General features: G+C 70.6%; 13 protein-coding genes. 8 read left to right on the top strand and 5 right to left on the bottom strand.

What is annotated here, in order from left to right; all coding sequences use genetic code 11:
* Nucleotides 1-183: 183 nt before the first annotated feature.
* The 7 genes from BLR95_RS10845 (at nt 184) to BLR95_RS10875 (ending at nt 9,418) form a co-directional block, all read left to right on the top strand.
* Nucleotides 184-1,521 carry an MATE family efflux transporter gene (locus tag BLR95_RS10845; protein WP_218119530.1) on the top strand — a complete coding sequence of 446 codons (1,338 nt, stop codon included), beginning with the start codon at nt 184-186 and terminating at the stop codon, nt 1,519-1,521.
* Nucleotides 1,518-3,614 (top strand): TonB-dependent receptor, encoded by a 2,097-nt coding sequence (locus BLR95_RS10850; protein ID WP_092619693.1) that lies wholly within the window; start codon nt 1,518-1,520, stop codon nt 3,612-3,614. The genes BLR95_RS10845 and BLR95_RS10850 overlap by 4 nt, the downstream gene beginning before the upstream one ends.
* Before the next feature lie 26 nt (nt 3,615-3,640).
* Nucleotides 3,641-5,371, top strand: coding sequence for an ABC transporter ATP-binding protein (locus BLR95_RS10855; RefSeq protein WP_092619696.1), 1,731 nt, complete (start codon nt 3,641-3,643; stop codon nt 5,369-5,371).
* Complete coding sequence (locus tag BLR95_RS10860; protein ID WP_092619699.1) at nt 5,358-7,073, top strand: ABC transporter ATP-binding protein; 1,716 nt, start codon at nt 5,358-5,360, stop codon at nt 7,071-7,073. Before BLR95_RS10855 ends, BLR95_RS10860 begins: the two co-directional genes overlap by 14 nt.
* A 220-nt stretch (nt 7,074-7,293) precedes the next feature.
* Nucleotides 7,294-8,154: a tonB-system energizer ExbB gene (gene exbB / locus BLR95_RS10865; RefSeq protein WP_245689450.1), complete on the top strand. Its 861-nt coding sequence runs from the start codon at nt 7,294-7,296 to the stop codon at nt 8,152-8,154.
* A gap of 14 nt (nt 8,155-8,168) precedes the next feature.
* Complete coding sequence (gene exbD, locus BLR95_RS10870) at nt 8,169-8,591, top strand: TonB system transport protein ExbD (RefSeq protein WP_092619705.1); 423 nt, start codon at nt 8,169-8,171, stop codon at nt 8,589-8,591.
* Nucleotides 8,588-9,418: an energy transducer TonB gene (locus BLR95_RS10875; protein ID WP_092619708.1), complete on the top strand. Its 831-nt coding sequence runs from the start codon at nt 8,588-8,590 to the stop codon at nt 9,416-9,418. The genes exbD and BLR95_RS10875 overlap by 4 nt, the downstream gene beginning before the upstream one ends.
* On the opposite strand, the gene BLR95_RS10880 is transcribed toward BLR95_RS10875, so the two are convergent.
* From BLR95_RS10880 to BLR95_RS10900, 5 genes are read right to left on the bottom strand one after another with little or no spacing between them, the layout of a single operon-like run.
* Entirely contained in the window at nt 9,415-11,220 is a 1,806-nt protein-coding gene (locus BLR95_RS10880; protein ID WP_092619711.1) for an ABC transporter ATP-binding protein, read from the bottom strand. The two genes, BLR95_RS10875 and BLR95_RS10880, sit on opposite strands and share 4 nt — an antisense overlap.
* Nucleotides 11,217-13,049 (bottom strand): ABC transporter ATP-binding protein, encoded by a 1,833-nt coding sequence (locus BLR95_RS10885; RefSeq protein ID WP_218119531.1) that lies wholly within the window; start codon nt 13,047-13,049, stop codon nt 11,217-11,219. Before BLR95_RS10885 ends, BLR95_RS10880 begins: the two co-directional genes overlap by 4 nt.
* 43 nt (nt 13,050-13,092) lie before the next feature.
* Nucleotides 13,093-13,764, bottom strand: a complete 672-nt coding sequence (locus tag BLR95_RS10890) for a class I SAM-dependent methyltransferase (RefSeq protein WP_092619717.1) — start codon at nt 13,762-13,764, stop codon at nt 13,093-13,095.
* Nucleotides 13,761-15,041: an MFS transporter gene (locus BLR95_RS10895; RefSeq protein ID WP_092619720.1), complete on the bottom strand. Its 1,281-nt coding sequence runs from the start codon at nt 15,039-15,041 to the stop codon at nt 13,761-13,763. Before BLR95_RS10895 ends, BLR95_RS10890 begins: the two co-directional genes overlap by 4 nt.
* Before the next feature lie 3 nt (nt 15,042-15,044).
* Nucleotides 15,045-17,078, bottom strand: a complete 2,034-nt coding sequence (locus BLR95_RS10900; protein ID WP_176787794.1) for a TonB-dependent receptor — start codon at nt 17,076-17,078, stop codon at nt 15,045-15,047.
* A gap of 372 nt (nt 17,079-17,450) precedes the next feature.
* Between BLR95_RS10900 and BLR95_RS10905 the strand changes: the two genes are divergently transcribed.
* Nucleotides 17,451-18,335: a helix-turn-helix domain-containing protein gene (locus BLR95_RS10905; protein WP_092619726.1), complete on the top strand. Its 885-nt coding sequence runs from the start codon at nt 17,451-17,453 to the stop codon at nt 18,333-18,335.
* Nucleotides 18,336-18,615 lie beyond the last annotated feature (280 nt).

Here is an 18,615-nt window from a genome sequence, read left to right on the forward strand (position 1 = left end):
GCCGTGCCCATACGTGATTTGACCGGCCGCATACGCCGCCGTTCTTGAGGCGCCTCACGGGCCACGTCTAACATTGCGATGCATTCGCACATAGGATAATATTCCATGCCACCGACCTCGCGAAGCCTGCCCCCGGGCCAGGTTTCTTCCGGCACATTGTTGCGTCTTTCCGGCCCCCTCGCCGTGACCCAACTGGCGCAGGTGGCCAACGGATTCGCCGATACCGCGATGGCCGGCCACCTGGGGGCGGTGCCGCTGGCGGCGGTCTCGGCCGGGGCGGCCTTGTGGCTGCCGATGATGATTTTCCTGCTTGGCCTGCTCTATGTCCTGGTGCCGGTGCTCGGCCACCTGCGCGGCCAGGGCGACAGCGCGGCCGTGGCCCAGGCCGCCGCCGCCGGCCTGAAGCTGGCCGTGCTCGGCGGGCTGCTGGCCGCCGGGCTGCTGGCCCTGGCGATGCCCCTGCTGGGGCTGATCGGCGCCGACCCGGCGCTGCTCCCCGAGGCGCGGCGGTACCTGCTCTGGATCATACCCGGAATGCCCGGCGTGGCGCTGTTCCTGGCCCTGCGCTACGTCCGCGAAAGCGCCGGCCTGACCGGCAAGGTGACCGTGGTTGCGCTGCTCGGCGCCGGCCTCAATGCCGGCCTCAATTACCTCCTCATGTTCGGCGCCCTGGGGGTGGAGCCGATGGGCGTCGCCGGGTGCGGGCTGGCCACCACGCTCGCCAACTGGACCTGCGCCATCATTCTCGGCCTGCTCATCGCCGGCGAGGGCCTGCTGAGCGGCGTCGGTCGCGCCCTGACCGCCGGCCGGGGCGCCACGGCCGGGCCCGGGCTGGCCGCCCTGGCCGGCAAGGGGCTGCCGATCGGCCTTGGCTTCGTGTCCGACTACCTGGTGGTGGCGGTGGTCGCGCTGTTCATCGCCACCCTGGGGGCGGCCCAGATCGCCGGCCACCAGATCGCCTTCAACGTGCTGTCGATCCTGGTCATGGTGCCGCTGTCCATTGCCATGGGCGGCGCCATCCTGCTGGCTCAGGCGTTGGGGGCGGAGGATCGCGCGATGGCGCGGGCGGTGATCCGCCAGACGCTGGCCGTCAACCTGATCCTGGCCCTGGTGCTGGCCATGCTGGCCGCCGTTCTGGCGCCGCTGCTGCCGGGGCTCTACGCCGTCGATCCGTTGGTCCATCAGGCCAGCCAGCCGCTGCTGCTGGTGGTCGCCGGACTGCTGGCGTTCGACATCGCGGTGTTGACCGCCGGCAGCCTGCTGCGCGGCTTCGGCGACATGACCGGGCCTTTTCTGGCCACCGCGCTGGCCCACTGGCTGCTCAGCCTGCCGCTTGGCTACGCCCTGGGGATGACCGACCTGCTGGGGCCGGCTCGTGGGGCGAGCGGCTGGTGGACCGCTTTCGGCGCCGGCCTGCTGGTCGCCGCCCTGGTACTGGGCCTGCGGCTGCACCGGGCCACCGTCCGACAGCTTGGCCAGGCCGGTCAACCAATCCAACCATCAACAGGAGAAACCGCATGACCACGCGAGAGTGGCGGCTGCCCGCCTGCCTCGGGCTTTCGGTCGTTCTTGCCGGCGCGGTGGCGACGCCCGGGGCACGGGCCGAGGAGCGCCCCACCACCGCCGAGACCGAAACCCTGTTGCTGGCGCCGGTGACCGTCACCGCCCGCAAACGGGCCGAGGTCGAAAGCGACATCCCGGTCGCCATGACCACCCTGGGCAGTGACGAGATCACCGCCGCCGGGATCGAGACCATCGAGGATGTCGCCCGCCACGCGCCGGGGCTGAACTTCAGCCAGGGCTCGCAGTCGCGCTATTCCACCATCAACCTGCGCGGCGTCGGGTCGCTGGTTCCGGGAGGCTACGAGGACGGCTCGCTCAGCGCCTACGTGGATGGCGTGCCGGTGCCCATGTCGATGCTCGACACCACCTATCGCGACCTGGAGCGGATCGAGGTGCTGCGCGGCCCGCAGGGCACCCTTTACGGCAAGAACGCCCAGGCCGGCGCGATCAACATCATCACCCGCGCCCCGAGCGACCAGACCGAGGCGGAACTGGGCTTCGATCTGGGCACCGATGGCCGGCGGCGGGCCTCGGGCCTGGTCGGGGGGGCGCTGGTGCCCGGTCTGCTGGCCGGCCGGCTGTCGGTCGACGGCTCGACCGAGAACGGGCTGATCGAGAACCGTGCCCTGAATCGCGACAACGGCGACCTGGAGCGCGTCAACGCCCGGCTCGGGCTGGCCGGCACCTGGTCGGACAGCTTCCGCAGCCGGCTCACGGTCAGCCGCGAGCAGATCAACAACAACGACAACCAGCCGGTGCCGAGGAATTTCCACGACGTCACCTACGAGCCCTGGGTGGGCACCGACGATCAGCTCATCTGGTCATTCGGCCTGACCAACACGGTGGCGCTGAGCGAGGCCATCGAGCTGAACCTGGTGACCGGCTTCTACGACATGGACGGCGAGGAGCATTACGTCCAGTCGGCGACCAGCCACAGCCGCACCGACTACGCGGAGCGCCAGATCACCCAGGAAGTGCGTCTGAACGGCACCCATGGCGGTTTTGACTGGGTGCTCGGCACCTACCTTGGCCACTTCTCGCACGATCAGACCCTGGCCGGTCTGGGCGCCATCCGGGCGGTCGACACCGGCGAGCACGAGCGCACCACCGGCGCCGTGTTCGGCGAGGTGAGCCAGGATCTGACCGACAGCCTGGAACTGACCGCCGGCCTGAGGCTGAGCCGCGACCGCGTCGAGACCGATGAGATCGTGGTCAATCAGACCTTCGGCTTCACCCACGGCTACGCCATGTCGGAAACCTTCTCCGGTTGGCACGGCCGGCTCGCCCTGGCCTACCGGCCGAGCCAGACCGACACCCTGTTCGCCTCGATCGCCCGCGCCTACAAGCCGGGCGGCTTCCAGACCGCCCACGTCAACGCCATCAGCGGCATCGCCCAGGTGACGGAAGGTTACGGCTCGGCCCGCACGGTGGCCTACGAGGCGGGCTACAAGGGGCAGTTCCTGGACCGCCGGCTGAGCGCCGACATCACCGCGTTCTTCTCGGAAACCGAGGACGAGCAGGTGGTCGGCTACGATCCGCTGACCTTTGTCAGCCAGTACGCCAACATCGATGCCTCCGCCTATGGCCTGGAACTGGCCGCCCGCTTCCAGGCCACCGCCAACCTGAGCCTGGGGGGCGGCCTGTCGCTGAGCCGCGCCTTCGCCACCGAGGATGCCGACCTGGGCTGGGGCGGTCTGGTCTCCGACGGGGCCCAACTGCCCAACACGCCGACCGTTTCCTACAACCTCCATATCGACTGGCGGGATGATCTGGACTGGGCCGCCCTGCGCCAGACACTGCCCGGCCTGGCCTGGTTCGCCCGCGCCGACTATGGCTTCACCGGCGCCCGCTGGGGCGAGGCGACCCACGACAACCGGCTCGACTCGTTCGGCGTTCTCGACCTTTCCCTGGGTCTGGAGAGCGACGCCATGCGCCTTGAGGGCTACGCCGAGAATGCGCTGGACGAACGCTACACCGAGTATTCGGCCTTTGGCCGGGCCCGCCCGGGGGCGTCCCTCAGGGTCGGCCTGCGCGGCTCGGTGTACTTCTGAGCGATGGCCGGGCGGACCGTCGACCAATGTCGCTTCTGATGCGTCTCATGGCCCGCCGGCGCTGGCTGCTGGCCGGCGCCGGGGTGGCCAGTGCCGGGGCCGCCGGGCTGGGGCTGATCCCCTTCATCGCCATCTGGCTGCTGGCGGTCCAGTTGATGTCCGGGGCTCCCGAGCGCGACCGCCTGCTGGCCATCGTGGGGCTGGTCGCCGGCGGGCTGGCGGCGCGCTGGCTGTTGCTGGGGTTGTCGGCGGCGCTGTCGCACGTCGCCGCCTTCGACATCATCCACCATCTGCGTCTCGAGGTGGCCGGGCATCTGGCCCGGGTGCCGCTGGGCGCCTTGCGGCGCCGCTCCTCGGGCGAGATCCGGCGCATCCTGCAGGACGACATCGAGCGTCTGGAAATGCTCCTTGCCCATATGCTGCCCGAACTGATCGGCGCCTTGACCACCACCCTGGCCGGTGCCGTCGTGCTGCTGGTCGTCGACTGGCGCCTGGGTCTGGCCGCCCTGGCGCCGATCCCACTGGCCCTGCTGGCCCAGGTCCTGCTGTGGCGCCGGGCGGCCGGTGGGGTGGGCACCTACCAGACCAGCCTGGACCGGATGAACGCGGCGGTGATCGACTTTCTGCGCGCCCTGCCGGCGATCCGCGCCTTCGGCCTGAACCGGGTCGCCGAAAGCCGGCTGCGGGTGGCGACCGCCGACTACAGCGCCAGCGTGGCCGAGTTCTCGCGGCACGCCGTTCCCGGCTGGATGGCCTATCTGGTCCTGCTGTCGAGCAGTCTGCTGCTGCTGCTGCCGGTCGGCGCCCACCTGCTGGCCGGCGGCGTCCTCGACGGCCCCACCTTCATCCTCTGCCTGGTGCTCGGCATGGGGTTGTGCCAGCCGCTGGCCCGGGCGAGCACGGTCGGCAGTTCGTTCAAGGTGGTGGCCAACGGCCTGGAGCGGGTCCAGGCGGTGCTCGACACGCCGCCGCTGCCCGAAGGCCCCCGCGAGGCGCCGCCGCCGAGCTTCTCGGTGAGTTTTCGGGATGTCTGGTTCTCCCATGGCGAGCAGCCGGCGCTGGCCGGACTGGACGTCACCTTTCCGGCCAATCGCCACACCGTGATCGTCGGCCGCTCGGGGTCCGGCAAGACCACCCTGGCCCATCTTGCCGCCCGCCATCTGGTTCCCGACCGGGGCACGGTCTGCCTCGGGGACATCGACATGGCCGAGTTCTCCTCGCCGGCGCTGGGTCGCTGGGTGGCCTGTGTCTTCCAGGATGTCTTCCTGTTCCGCGACAGCGTCCTTGAGAACATCCGCCTGGGCCGCCCCGAGGTGAGCCGTCAGGCGGTGGTCGAGGCGGCCCGGATCGCCCAGCTCGATGATTTCATCGAGGGCCTGCCGGAGGGCTACGACACGCAGCTCAGCGAACGCGGGCGCAACCTCTCGGGCGGCCAGCGGCAGCGTCTGTCGATCGCCCGGGCGCTGGCCGGCGCGGCGCCGGTGGTCATCCTCGACGAGGCGACCGCCTTCGCCGACCCGACCACCGAGCGGGCCTTCCATCAGGCCCTGACCCAACTGGGCCGGGAGCGGACGGTGATCACCATCGCCCACCGCCTGGCCACCGTGCGTCATGCCGATCACGTGGTGGTGCTCGAGGCCGGCCGGGTGGCCGGCGCCGGCAGCCACGCCGAGCTGCTGCACGGGTGCCCGGCCTATGGCCGGCTGTGGGCGGCCCACGACTCGGCGGAACGGATGACGCGCCATGATCTTTCTTGACATTCTGCGCCTGGCCGAGGGGGTCCACGCCCGGCGCCTGCGCCTGGCGGTTGCCCTGAAGGTGGGCGAAACCCTGTGCGCGGCGGTGCCCTTCGTCGTCCTGTGGGGCATGCTGGAGCTGATCCTGCGCCTCGACCGCCCCCCCTTCGAGGCCTGCCTGCCCTGGCTCGGGCTGGGTCTGGCCGGTCTGCTCGGGCAGTACCTGTTCGGGCTGTTCGCCGCCCGTCTGGCCTTCACCCATGGCTATGGCCTGATGGCCGATTTCCGGGTCCGCTTCGCCGAGCATCTGGCGCGTCTGCCGTCCGGCTTCTTCACCGAGGCGCGGATCGGCGAGCTGACCAGTCTGGTTTCCGACAGCGTGCGCATGATCGAGGATGTTTTCACCCATCTGGTCGGCGAGCTGGTGGCGGCGGCCGTGCTGCCGCTGGTGGTCGGCGTGCTGCTGCTGTGGATCGACTGGCGGATGGGCCTGGCGGCGCTGGTCACCGTGCCCCTGGCCTGGGCGGTGCCGGTGCTCGTCGGGCGCGCCTTCAACCGCCTGGTCGGCCAACGGCTGCGCAGCCAGGAAGAGATCGCCGCCCGCCTGCTGGAGTACATCGATGGCATGCCGGTGATCCGCGCCCACGGTATGGGCGGGGGGCACTTCAAGGCGCTGGAAGCGGCCATGCGCGATTTCCGGCGCGCCGCCCTGCGTCTGGAGGCGACCGGCGGCCTGGCGGTGATCGGGTTTGCCGTCGCCCTGGAGTTGGGGTTCGTCGCCCTGCTCGGGCTGGGCACCTATCTGCTGCTTGGCGGCGGCATCGCCGGCGCTGCCTTCCTGACCGTCGTGGTGCTGGCCCAGAAGTTCTACGCCCCGATGACCCAGACCGCCATGCTGGTGGCCGAGGCGGCCTTCCTGTCGCGGGCCTACCAGCGGGTGCGGGCGGTGATCGACCTGCCGACCATGCCAGAGCCGGCGTTGCCCAAGTCGCCGCCCGGCCACCACCTGACCTTCGAGCGGGTCGACTTCGCCTATCGTCCCGGACGGCCGGTGTTGCACGGGTTGTCGGCGACCATTCCGGCCGGCCAGGTGACCGCCCTGGTCGGTTCCTCCGGGGCCGGCAAGAGTACCGTCGTCCAGTTGGCCGCCCGCCTGTTCGACCCCGACCGGGGCAGCGTTCGCATGGGCGGCGTCGACCTGCGGGAGATCGGCTCGGAGGGAGTGCGGGCGCGGGTCGCCATGGTCCTGCAGGAAGTCCACCTGCTGGACGACACGGTGGCTGAAAACATCCGCCTGGGCCGCCCGGAGGCGAGCGACGCGGAGGTTCGCCGGGCGGCCCGCGCGGCCCAGTGCGAGGCCTTCATCGAGGCCCTGCCGGCGGGCTATGAAACGCCGGTCGGCGAGGCCGGGGCCCGGTTGTCGGGCGGCGAAAAGCAGCGCCTGTCGATTGCCCGCGCCCTGCTCAAGGACGCCCCGATCCTGATCATGGACGAAAGCACCGCGGCCATTGACGCGGAAACCGAACTGGCCTTCCAGCGCGCCTTCGAAACCCTGCGCCAGGGCCGAACCGTACTTCTGATCGCCCATCGCCTTTCCAGTGTGGTGCGGGCCGACCAAATTCTGGTAATGAGTGGCGGTCGCATCTGCGAGCGGGGGACACATGCCGAGCTGGTGGCGCGTGAGGGGCCCTACCAGCGCCTCTGGCAAGCCAGTCGGTTCTGATTCCGACCTCTCTCCGAGTCATGCCCTTCGCCGCCGGTCACCGCTGGCCGGCCGGGGCGGGGTGTGCGCCGGCCGTGAAGGCGGTGGCGGCAAGGTTCGTGTTCGCAAGTTTTATGTTTGCAAGTTCCATTTTTGACGGCCCCGGATTTGGGAAAGGACCGAGATGACTGCCCCGCGTTCGACCTTTTTGGGTTTTCTTCTGCTGTGCGGACTTGTCGCGTTGGGACAGCTTCCGGCCCGGGCCGACGAGGCGGCGGGCGCCACGCCGCCACCCGGCGGGTTGGCCGCGGGGGCGTTGGCCGACCCGGCGCCCGGCATGGCGGCCGCGCCCGAGGGCGTGGCACCGCCGGCGGGACTCGGCCCCGACCCCAGCACGCTGCCCCATGACCTGTCGCCGTGGGGCATGTTCCTGGCCGCCGACCCGGTGGTCCAGACGGTGATGACCGGGTTGTTCCTGGCCTCGGTCCTGACCTGGACGGTGTGGCTGGCGAAAAGCCTGGAACTGCGGCTGGCCAGCCGCCGCCTGGCCCGGACGATGGCGGTGCTGGAGCAGGCCTCGGGGCTCGCCGAGGCTCTGGCCCGGACCAGCCAGGCGGCCGGTCCCGAGCCCGAGCTGGTGCGCGCCGCGGCGGCCGAGGTGCGACTGTCGGCCGATGCCTTGGGGAACGGTGGAAAGGGGCTCAAGGAGCGCGTCGCCTCGCGCCTGGGGCGCCTGGAGGCGGTCGCCGCGCGGCGCATCGCGCGCGGCACGGGGGTTCTGGCGACCATCGGCTCGACGGCACCGTTCATCGGCCTGTTCGGCACGGTATGGGGGATCATGAACGCCTTCGTCGGCATCTCCCGCTCGCAGACCACCAATCTGGCGGTGGTCGCGCCGGGCATCGCCGAGGCCCTGCTGGCCACCGCCCTGGGACTGGTCGCGGCGATTCCGGCGGTGGTCATCTACAACGCCTTCGTGCGCGCCATTGCCGCCTACCGGGGTCGCCTCGGCGATGTCGCCGCCGCCGTCGAGCGGATGGTCAGCCGCGATCTGGATCGCGGCGGCCCGGCGCTCGAACCGTCGATCCCGCGGGCCGGCTGAAGGGGGGCGGGACAATGGCGTTCAAGACCGACGGCGGCGACGATCTCAGCGAAAGCCACGAGATCAACGTCACCCCGTTCATCGACGTGATGCTGGTCTTGCTGATCATCTTCATGGTTGCCGCGCCGCTGGCGACGGTCGATGTGCCGGTCGACCTGCCGTCCTCCACGGCGCCCGCCCAACCGCGCCCCGACACCCCGCTGTTCCTGACCGTGCGGGCCGATCTGGGGCTGGTTCTGGGCGATGACCCGGTGCCCGAGGAGCGGCTCGCCCAGGTCCTCGATTCGGCCAGCGGCATGGACCGCGAGCGCCGCGTCTTTCTGCGCGCCGACAAGGTGGTGCCCTACGGCGATCTGATGGCGGTGATGGACCGCCTGCGGGACGCCGGCTACCTGCGGATCGCCCTGGTGGGTCTGGAACGGGCCGAGTTGGAATGATCAACGGCCGGCGGACGCGGGTTCTCTGGGGCAGCAGTCTGCTGGCCATCATGGGGCTGCACGCCGGAGCCCTGGCGGGGGTGATCCTGCACACGCCGACCCCGCCGGAGGCCCCGGATATCGAGATCGTGCCGATCGAGATGGCCGCCTTCGAGCCCTCGGCGCCCGAACCGGCCCCCGCGCCGGCCCCGCCACCCGAACCACAGCCGGAGCCGGAGCCGCCGCCCGAGCCGGAACCGCCACCCGAGCCCGAGCCGCCGCCCGAGCCGGAACCACCACCCGAGCCCGAGCCGCCGCCCGAGCCGGAGCCGCCACCGGAGCCGGAGCCACTCCCCGAGCCCGAGCCGCCGCCCAAGCCCGAGCCGCCGCCCAAGCCGAAGCCGACGCCGACTCCCAAGCCGACGGCCCCGGCCAAGCCGACGGCGGTTCCAGCCCCCCCGGCGCCCCCCCCACCGGCTCCGCCCATCGCCGCGCCGGTCGAGGCGGCGCCCGTTGCGCCGCCGACGGTGGCGCCCGGCCCGCCGCTGGCTGATCTGGTCGCCCTCTGGCAGAGGGACCTGCTGTCGCACCTGGAGCGTCACAAGGTCTATCCACGGCGAGCCCGGGATCGCAACCAGGAAGGGGTCAGCCATGTCCGGCTGGTGATCGACCGGACCGGCGCGGTGCGCGAGGTCCGCCTGGAGCGCAGCTCAACCTACCGGCTGCTCGACCGCGAGGCGGTCGAGTTGATGCAGCGGGCGATGCCCTTGCCGCCCCCGCCCCCCCGCCTGCTCGACGGCCGCGAGGCCTTCGAACTGGTGGTGCCGGTGCGCTTCGGGTTGCGCTAGGGCTTGCCGGGGCAGGGGGCGTCGGTGGCGGCGGTGTGCCATGACTTGGCGGACTGCTGGGCTTTCCAGAGGCTGGCGTAGCGGCCGTTGGCGGCCAGCAGGTCGGGGTGGCGGCCGCGCTCGACGAGGTGGGCGTTGTCGAAGACCAGGATCTGGTCGGCGCCGACGATGGTTGACAGGCGATGCGCGATGACGATCACCGTGCGCGCGCGGACCAGGGTGTCGATGGCGGTCTGCACGGCGCGCTCGCTTTCGGTGTCGAGGGCGGCGGTCGGTTCGTCGAGGACGACGATGGGGGCATCCTTGAGGATGGCGCGGGCGATGCTGATGCGCTGGCGCTCGCCGCCCGAGAGGCTGCCGCCGATGTCGCCGACCGGGGTCCGGTAGCCCTGCGGCAGGCGGCGGATGAAGGCGTCGGCGTTGGCCGCCCGGGCCGCCGCCTCGACCTCGGCATCGCTGGCTTCCGGGCGGCCCAGGCGGATGTTCTCCAGGATGGTGTCGTCGAACAGGTAGACGTCCTGGAAGACCACCGACAGGCAGCGGTTGAGGTCGTTCGCCGACAGGGCGCGGATGTCGATGCCGCCGATGCGCACCGTCCCGGCCTGCGGGTCGGCGTAGCGGGTCAGCAGGCGGACCAGGGTGCTCTTGCCGGAGCCGGAGGGGCCGACCAGGGCGGTCATGGTGCGCTCCGCCAGCTCGGCCGAGACCTCCTTCAGGGCCGGCTCGCTGTCGCCGGCGTAGGTGAACGAGACGGCCTCGAAGCGCACCTCGTGGTGGCGCGGCGGGGGGCTGGGGGGAAGGTTCGGCAGCGGCTTGGCGGCGACCACCGCATCCATGCGGAGGAGGGCGCTTTCCATCAGGTCGAAGACCTGGGTCAGCTCGTTGAACAGGGCCAGCGGCTCGCTGAAACGCAGGATCACGACCAGCAGGGCGGCGAAGGCGGCCACCGACAGGCTGCCCTGGGTGACCCAGGCCAGACCCAGGGCGAGGACGACCAGCAGGCCCAACTCGACCAGCCCGGCCATCAGCAGGGTTGGCAGCAGGGCGGCGCCCATGGCCTCTTCCTGGACCGTCTTCAGGTGGGCCAGCGCGGCGCCCAACCGGGCCGTTCGGGGACCCGCCTGACCGAGCGAACGCAGCACCGCCAGGCCTTGGGTGTATTCCACGATGTCGGCGTTGGTGCGGGCGTGGGCCTCGGCCACGGCGTGATGCTCGGCCATCGAGGCCCGGCGCTGCCAGCGGTGGATGGGCACCGCCAGCGGAAAGATCAGGGCCATGGCCAGGGCCATCCGCCAGTCGACGGCCAGGGTGACCAGGATGCTGGTTGCCGGCACCACCATCAGGCGGATGATCACCTGGACCAGGGAGCCCAGCGGGGCGACCGCCTCGTCGATGTTGCCGCCCAGGGTGGCGGCCAGGTCGCCGGTGCGCCAGGCGGCCAGGCTCTGCATCGGCATGGCGCGCAGATGACGTCCCAGGCGCAGGCGCAAATCGTGGGTGACGTCGGCGACCGCGGCGCCGTACTCGAAGGCGTGGCCGCGCCAGGCGAGAAGCAGGTCGGCGGCCATCGCCAGCGCCATCACCAGCAGCCACATCGCCACCGCCGAAACATCCGTCGGCTCGGCGAGGAGGGCCGAGAAGAGCGGAAAGAAGCAGGCGAAGGCCAATCCCTGGGCCACGGCGGCCAGGGCGAAACAAAGCAGCATGCGGCGCACCGCCGGGGCCTGTTCGCCGGCGGCCAGGATCAGCCGGCGGTAGGTGTCGGAAAAGCGGGGGATGGCGCGGCTCATGGGGGGACTCATGGGGGGGCTCCTGGGGGGACTCCGCCGTCGGGTGTGCGCAACGCCCAGCCCTGGGCCTGTTCGTGCAGCCGCCACAGCCGGGCATAGAGGCCGTCGGCGGCCAGCAGGTCGGGGTGGCGGCCGCGCTCGGCGAGGCGGCCCTGGTCGAGGACGATGATCTGGTCGGCGTCGCGGATGGTGGCCAGCCGGTGGGCGATGACGATCACCGTCCGGCCGCGCGTCAACTCGGCCAGGGCGGCGACGATCAGCGCCTCGTTCTCCGGGTCGGCGAAGGCGGTTGCCTCGTCGAGGATGAGGATCGGCGCGTCGCGCAGGACCGCCCGGGCGATGGTGATGCGCTGCCGCTGGCCGCCGGAGAGCCGCGTGCCACGGTCGCCGGCGATGGTCTGGTAGCCGTCGGGCAGGGCGGTGATGAAGTCGTGGATGCGGGCGGCGCGGGCCGCCGCCTCGACCTCGGCCTGGGTGGCTTCGGGGCGGGCCAGGCGGATGTTGTTGGCCAGGCTGTCGTGGAACAGGAAGGTGTCCTGGAAGACGAAGGCCACCTGGCTGGCCAGGGCCTCGGGCGGGCAGTCGCGCACGTCCACCCCGCCGACCCGCAGCGTCCCTGCCGAGACGTCCCAGAAGCGCGGGATCAATCGCGCCACCGTGCTCTTGCCGGCTCCGGATGGCCCGACCAGGGCGGTCACCGTGCCCGGGGCGACGGTGAAGTTGATTGCCTCAAGGGCGTTGTCGGTGCGCTCCGGGTAGCGGAAGGAGACCGCCTCGAAGCTGACCGAGGCGTCGGCCGGCCGGGCCGGCGAGCGAGGCTCGGGCAGCGCCGGCACCGCCAGCACTTGCTGGATGCGCAGCGCCCCGGCCCGGGCCTTGCGCAGGAACTCGTTCATCCACATCAAGGGCATCAGGGCGTCGGCCACCCCGGTGCTGAGGATCAGCACCGTCACCAGGGTGGGGAAATCGAGCCCCCCGTGGGCCAGGAGCAGGCTGCCGACGGCGGCGACGACCAGCAGGGTCGGGGTCGGGCTGAGCAGCGACTGGGTGATCCGCCCGGCGGTCCCGGTGGCCAGGACCCAGTTGCGGAAGACCTCGCGGAAGCGGTTCAGGGCATCGTGATAGCGGCGGAACGAGGTGGTGCCGTCATCGAACATGCGGACCACCGGCATCGCCTGGACGAATTCGATGACCGCCGCCTGGATGGCCTCCCGGGCCGTGTCGTAGCGGGTGCGCAGGGTGGCGTAGTCGCGCATGGCCAGGTTCATCGCCGTCATGCCGGCGGCGAAAACGCCCAGCGCCACCAGGGCCAGCCGCCAGTCGAGGGCGACCAGCAGGATCAGGCTGACCAGCGGCGCCGCCACGTTGCGGCCGACGATGGGCGTTGAATCGGCGACGAAGGCATGCAGGCCGCGCACGTCGTCCTGCATCACCTTGCTCAGGGCGCCGCTGCCGGTGGTGATCGCATAGCCCAGGGGAACCCGCGCCAGATGGGCCGCCAGCTCGCTGCGCAGGGTCTGCTCAAGGCGAAAGGCGGCCAGATGCGACAGCGTGAAGGCGGCCGTGCGCAGCCCCAGGCTGGCCGCGATCAGCCCGCCGGCCAGGGCGCCGAAACCCCACGGACCCAGGCCGGCCAGCCAGGGCACCTCGACCGCCCGCCCGCCCAGGGTGGCCACCACCCCGCCCAGTGCCGCCGCGGCGCACAGCGCGCAGGCCATGCCCACCGCCCCGAGCCCCATGGCCACCCCGATCGCCCGGCGCTCCGGCCCCAGAATACCCCACAAACCGCGACCAAACGCCGGGGACGACACCCCGGAACCGGGCGCATCGCGCCGTGCCATGTCAGAATCCTTCGTGGCCATTCATCAACCCTCGACCGGGGCATCAGGTGGTGGTGGGCCGGCGGGCGATGAACAGCATGTCGGCGGCCTGGGGATCGATGGTTCCTTCCGCCACCAGGCCGCCTGCCTCGGCCCATCGGGCCAGGGCTTCCGGGGTGTCAAAGCGCATCCGCCGGGCAATCGGCCCGAAAATCCGATGCATCCGCTCGGCGCTCTCCAGCGGCGCGGTCACGATGACCAGTCGGCCACCGGGGGCCAGGACCCGGGCCATCTCGGCGATGGCCTTGTCCGGTTGGGGAAAGAAGAAGAAGGCATGCAGGCAGAAGACGTGGCTGAAGGCGGCGTCGGCGAAGGGCAGGTCGGCGGCATCGCCCTGCACCACCTCCAGGCGGCCCTCGGCCAGGGCGTGGGCGTTGCGGCGTTTGGTCTCGCGCACCATGTCCGGGCTGTGATCCAGACCGCTCGCCCGGCAGCCGCCGGCCAGCGCCATTTCCAGGAACACCCCACCGCCGCAGCCGACGTCCAGCACGCGGTCTTGGGGACCCACCGGGGCGGCCGCCAGCCCCTTGCGGAAGCCGGCCATGTGGCCGACCGGCCGACGATACAGGGCCCGGCCGATCAGGCCGTTGGGGCGGCGGGCGATGGCATCGACCAGACGGTCGGAAAGGCCGGTCCGGGGCGGTCCGTCAAGCGGATCGGGAGAGGTCGTGGTCATTGCGCGGGGCATTCCTCTTGGTTGGCCTCTTGGTTGGCCTCTTGGTTGGTGGGGGCCGGTGTCGGGAAACGCTCGGGCTCGCACAGGCGGCGGGTGAGCAGGATCGCGGCCAGGGCGAGCAGGGAGCAGCCGACCCCCAGGCCGAAGCCCCAGACGAACCCGGTCCGGGCGACCAGGGCGGTGGCGGCGGCGGTCATCACCATGCCGCCCAGGCCATGCAGGCATTGCACCATGGTCATGTCGGTGCCGGCCTGGCCGCCATCATGGGCGAAGCGGAAGGCCAGGGTGAACACCGCCACCGAGACCATGCCGCTGCCGATGCCGCCGCCCAGGGTGGCGGTCATGGCCAGCCACAGGGGCAGCGGGGCGGCGTCGGCGGCGACCAGCCACAGGGTCTGGGCGAGCAGCAAGACCAGCAGGCCGACGACCGATGCCGGCACCGCGCCCCAGGCGCGCACCGCCGATCCGGCCAGCCCGGCACCGAGGATGATGGCCAGCGCATTGCCACTGCCGACGACCACGCCGACGCGGGCCAGCGACCAGTCGAGGTCGATCAGCAGCAGTCGGGACAGGCCGGAGGACACCGAGTGGCCATTGGCGAACACCAGCGCCACCACCGCCAGGGCCCAGCCCCGCCGGTTGCGGAAGAAACCGCGCAGGCGGGCCTTGGTCGGGGTCTGGCGGGCGACCGGCGGCGGTTCGCGCCACAGCAGCACGGGAATGGCGGTCAGGGCGATCAGGCCGGCCATCGCCGACAGCGCGCCGGAAACCCCGATCAGGTCGGCCAGCACCATCATGCCGGCTCCGCCGACCAGCATGCCGGCCATCATGCCGCCGACCTGCAGGGTGTTGGCCAGGGCCATGCGCGGGCGGCCCAGGCGTTCGGCGGCCAGGCCGTCGGTGGCGATGTCCTGGGTGCAGGCGGCCAGGCAGGCCACGCCGAGCAGGGCGATGATGGCCACCGCCCCGTCGGCGTCGAAGGGCACCGCCGCGACCCCGAGCAGGGCGGCCACCAGCAGGCCCTGGGTGGGCAGGATCCAGCCGCGCCGCCGGCCGAGGCGCCGGCCGCCCCGGTTGTCGACCAGCGGCGCCCACACCACCTTCACCATCCACGGCAGCATGGCCATGGGCACCAGGGCGATCAGTTCCAGGGGCACGCCGCCGGCCCGCAGCAAGGCTGGCAGGGCCTCGACAACCAGCCCGAACGAGATGCCCTGGGCCAGATACAGGGCCCCGATGACGGTCAGCAGCGTACGCTCCGGGTTGGCCGGGCGCATCGATCAGAACTCCACCGTGGCCTGCAGGCCGAAGGTGCGGGCCTCACCGGCGATGGCAAGGTCGGTGCCGTTGTAGTTGATGGCCTGCACCCGGTAGTCCTGGTCGGCGACGTTGTCGATGAAGCCTTCGACCCGCCACCCCTCGCCGATCAGTCCGGCCCGCAGGTTGAGCAGGCCGTACCCCTCCTGCTCCAGCGTGTTGGTGATGTCGAAGTAGTAGCTGCTGCGATAGGTGTAGTCGGCCCGCACCATCAGATCGAGCCCGCTGTCGGTGGGGATGACCTCGTCCAGCGGCCCCAGGTACTGGGCGCTGAGGCCATAGGTGAACCGCGGCGCGTTGGGCTGGCGCAACCCGTCGCCCGAGGCCAGGGTCGCCGACGGGTTGGGGAAGTCGACGAAGGTGGCCTCGTTCCACCCGAAGGTGGCACCCAGGGTCAGGGTTTGGGTCAGCCGGCCCTGGGCCTCCAGCTCGGCGCCGTAGCTGCGTGAGTGGGGCACGTTCACGATGTCGTTGAACACGCCCTGCCAGGCGGTCACCTGCTGCTGATGCCAGTCGGTGTAGAACAGGGAGCCGGCCACATCCAGGCGCCGGTCGAACAGGCGCGCCTTGCTGCCCAGTTCGTAGTTCCAGACCCGCTCGGGCCTCAGCTCCAGCCTGGTAGTCGGGGCGAACTGGCGGTTGAAGCCGCCGCTCTTGTAGCCCCGGCTGATGGTGCCGTAGAGCCGGGCGTTGTCGTCGGGCTTCCAACTGACGGTCAGCTTGGGCGAGAAGTTGAGATCGCTGAAGGAGGCGTCCAGGGTCTGGCTGGGGGCCCAGCCCATCCGCGAGACGTGGGTGTAGTGGGTGCTTTTGGAGTCATGGGTCAGCCGGCCGCCCACCATCACGTCCACCTGATCGAGCACGCCATAGGTCAGGTCGGCGAACACCGCCTGGCTGTTGGTGGTGGTCTCCGAATTGCTTTCCTCGCGTTCGCCATTGGCGAAAGCGCCGTACAGGGCGGCGGTGCCGGGGCGGTGGCCGAAGAAGTTCCGCTCGTTTTCCTTGTTGTGGAACAGGAAGACGCCGCCGGTCCAGCGCAGCCGGCTGTCGTCGGACGAGGTCAGGCGGAACTCCTGCGAGCCCTGGGTCTGGTCCCACTCCGACCCCTGGACCACCGAGTTGCCGTTGATCTCCCAGTCGTTGCCGGACAGGTCGGAGTGGGTGGTTCGCCAGGCGGTGATGGAGTGCAGGGTCAGATCGCCCAGGAACAGCTTGCCGTTCACCGACATCCCGTAGTTCTGCAGGTTGTAGTCGAACGGCGTGGTGATCGAGACCTCGCGGTCGTAGGGATTGTCGAACGCCCCATAGGCGAAGGTGGTGGCTTCCTGGTCCAGGTAGTCGGCCCGCAGGACCAGGTCATAGTCGGGCGACTGGGCGCGCACCTGGGCCCGGCCACCGGTGTTGGCGTAATCGCCCAGGTCGTCGCCGATCAGGTTGTCGACGGTGGCGTCGCGGCCACTGCGAAAGGCGTTGAAGCGGGTCGAAACGGTGGTGTCGCCATACTCACCGATGGCGCCGTTGGCGATCCCCGACAACTCGTACATGTTGTCCGAGCCATACAGCGCGGAGCCGGAAGCAAAGGTCTCCTCCTCCGGCTTGGCGGTGATGACGTTGACCGCCCCGCCCATGGCGTTGCGGCCGTACAGGGTGCCTTGCGGACCGCGCAGCACCTCGATGCGCTCGACGTCCTGCAAAAGCTGGTTCATGCCGATCTGGGCGCCGACATAGACGTCATCGGCATAGACGCCGATGGCCTGGTCGCCGCCGGCCATGCCGCCGCCCTGGTTGCCGATGCCGCGCATGGTGACGGTGGCGAAGCCGACCTGACCGTTGTCGAGGCGCAGCATCACGTTGGGGGTGGTGTTGAGGGTGTCGTTCAGATCCTTCTGGCCGCGATCCTCGACCTCGTAGCCATCGATCACGTCCATGCTGATCGGCACATCGAGCGGGTCTTCGCGGCGGTGCTGGGCGGTGACCTCGACCGGGGCCAGGATCAACGTTTCGGCCTCGTCCCTGCCCGCCGGGTCCCCGCCCGCCGCGTCCTCGGCTAGCGCTGGGTGTGAAAATGCGACGCAAGCGCATGTGGTGAGTAGGGCGTGCCGCCAACGCGGCGTTCCGTAAGGCATGACCGTGTCCCCTTCCGCGACGTCATTTCATCCCCATGGCGGGGCTGCCGCATCATTCCCGAGGTTCCCGGGAGCCGACAACGCAGCGGTTTTCAGGGATTGCGCCTTATCCTTCGGCATTTCCGCACGCTTGGTCAGGGTTTGTTATTGCGAACGAGTTGCGATCTCACTATACCCTCGGGGGTGGCGCCACTGCGCGCTCCGGGGCAAACGACGCCCCGAAAGCCATCGGAACGCCGAGTCATGCAGACCATCACCACCTCCGGCCTGGAAATCGTGCTGGCCGACGACCAGGTGGCCGAACACCAATGCTGGTCGACCGCCGTCAATCCCGGCCTGTGGTCCGGGGTGATGATGCGCGGCAAGGTGATGTGCGCCGCCGAGGGATTGGGCGAGACCCTGACCACGCCGGCCTCGCTGGTGACCTTCCACACCACCCGCCCGATCGAGTTCCGCCATCGCTCCTTGAACACCGGCACCCTGTCGGCGGTGTTCGTGCGCATCGGCGAGGATGCCCTGATCGATCTGTTGGGCGAGGAAGGCGCGGCCACCCTGGGCCCGGCCCGCACCCTGGCCGAGGCCCTGCGGCCGGGGGTCAATCCGGCGCCGCGCGCCCTCGCCTTGCAGATGCTGGCCTGCCCCGAAAATGGCGCCTCGCGCCGCCTGTACCTGGCCGCCAAGGCCCTGGAGTTTCTGGCCGCGGTGGTCGACAGTCGGGCGGTCCAGGGGGATCGGGCCGGCTGCGCCCCCTGCCATCTGGCGCCGCGCGACATCGGCCGTGTGCTGGAGGCGCGGGACATCATTCTGTCCGATCTGGGAACCACCCCGTCGGTCCCTGAATTGGCCCGCCAGGTTGGCCTGAACGCGCGCAAACTGACCCGGGGCTTCGATGCGCTGTTCGGGGCCTCGGTCTATGCCTTCATCAAGACGGCCCGCCTGGAACGCGCCAAGAGCCTGATCGAAAGCGGCGCCATGACCGTTTCCGAGGCCGCCTACGCCACCGGCTATCACCCTGGCCACCTGTCCACCGAGTTCCGCCGCCGCTTCGGCGTCGCCCCGTCGCAGATGCGCCGGACCACCCGTTGGTGCGGTTTCCTGCCGGACGGTGCCGGGCCGCCAACGGTGTAGGGACGAACGGCGCCGTCCCCGGGCAAGGGCAACGCTTGGTTCGTTACGCTTTAATGAGGCCGGGGCTGTTGGGCCCCGGGGAGAGGGCGTAGGGCGGTTCAGTTTCCTGCACGACAAAACGGCTTCAATGAGGCCGGGGCTTTTGGGCCCCGGGGAGCGGCCTAGGTTCTGTACCCATAAGCGGGATTCCCATCGAGGCGGGATTGTGATTCAAACTTCCAAACGGCAAGGGAGTTTGCTCATGGCCCGCTTCGACCTTACGGACAAGGAATGGGAGATC

The organism is Roseospirillum parvum (assembly GCF_900100455.1).
In the GTDB taxonomy this organism is placed as follows: domain Bacteria; phylum Pseudomonadota; class Alphaproteobacteria; order Rhodospirillales; family Rhodospirillaceae; genus Roseospirillum; species Roseospirillum parvum.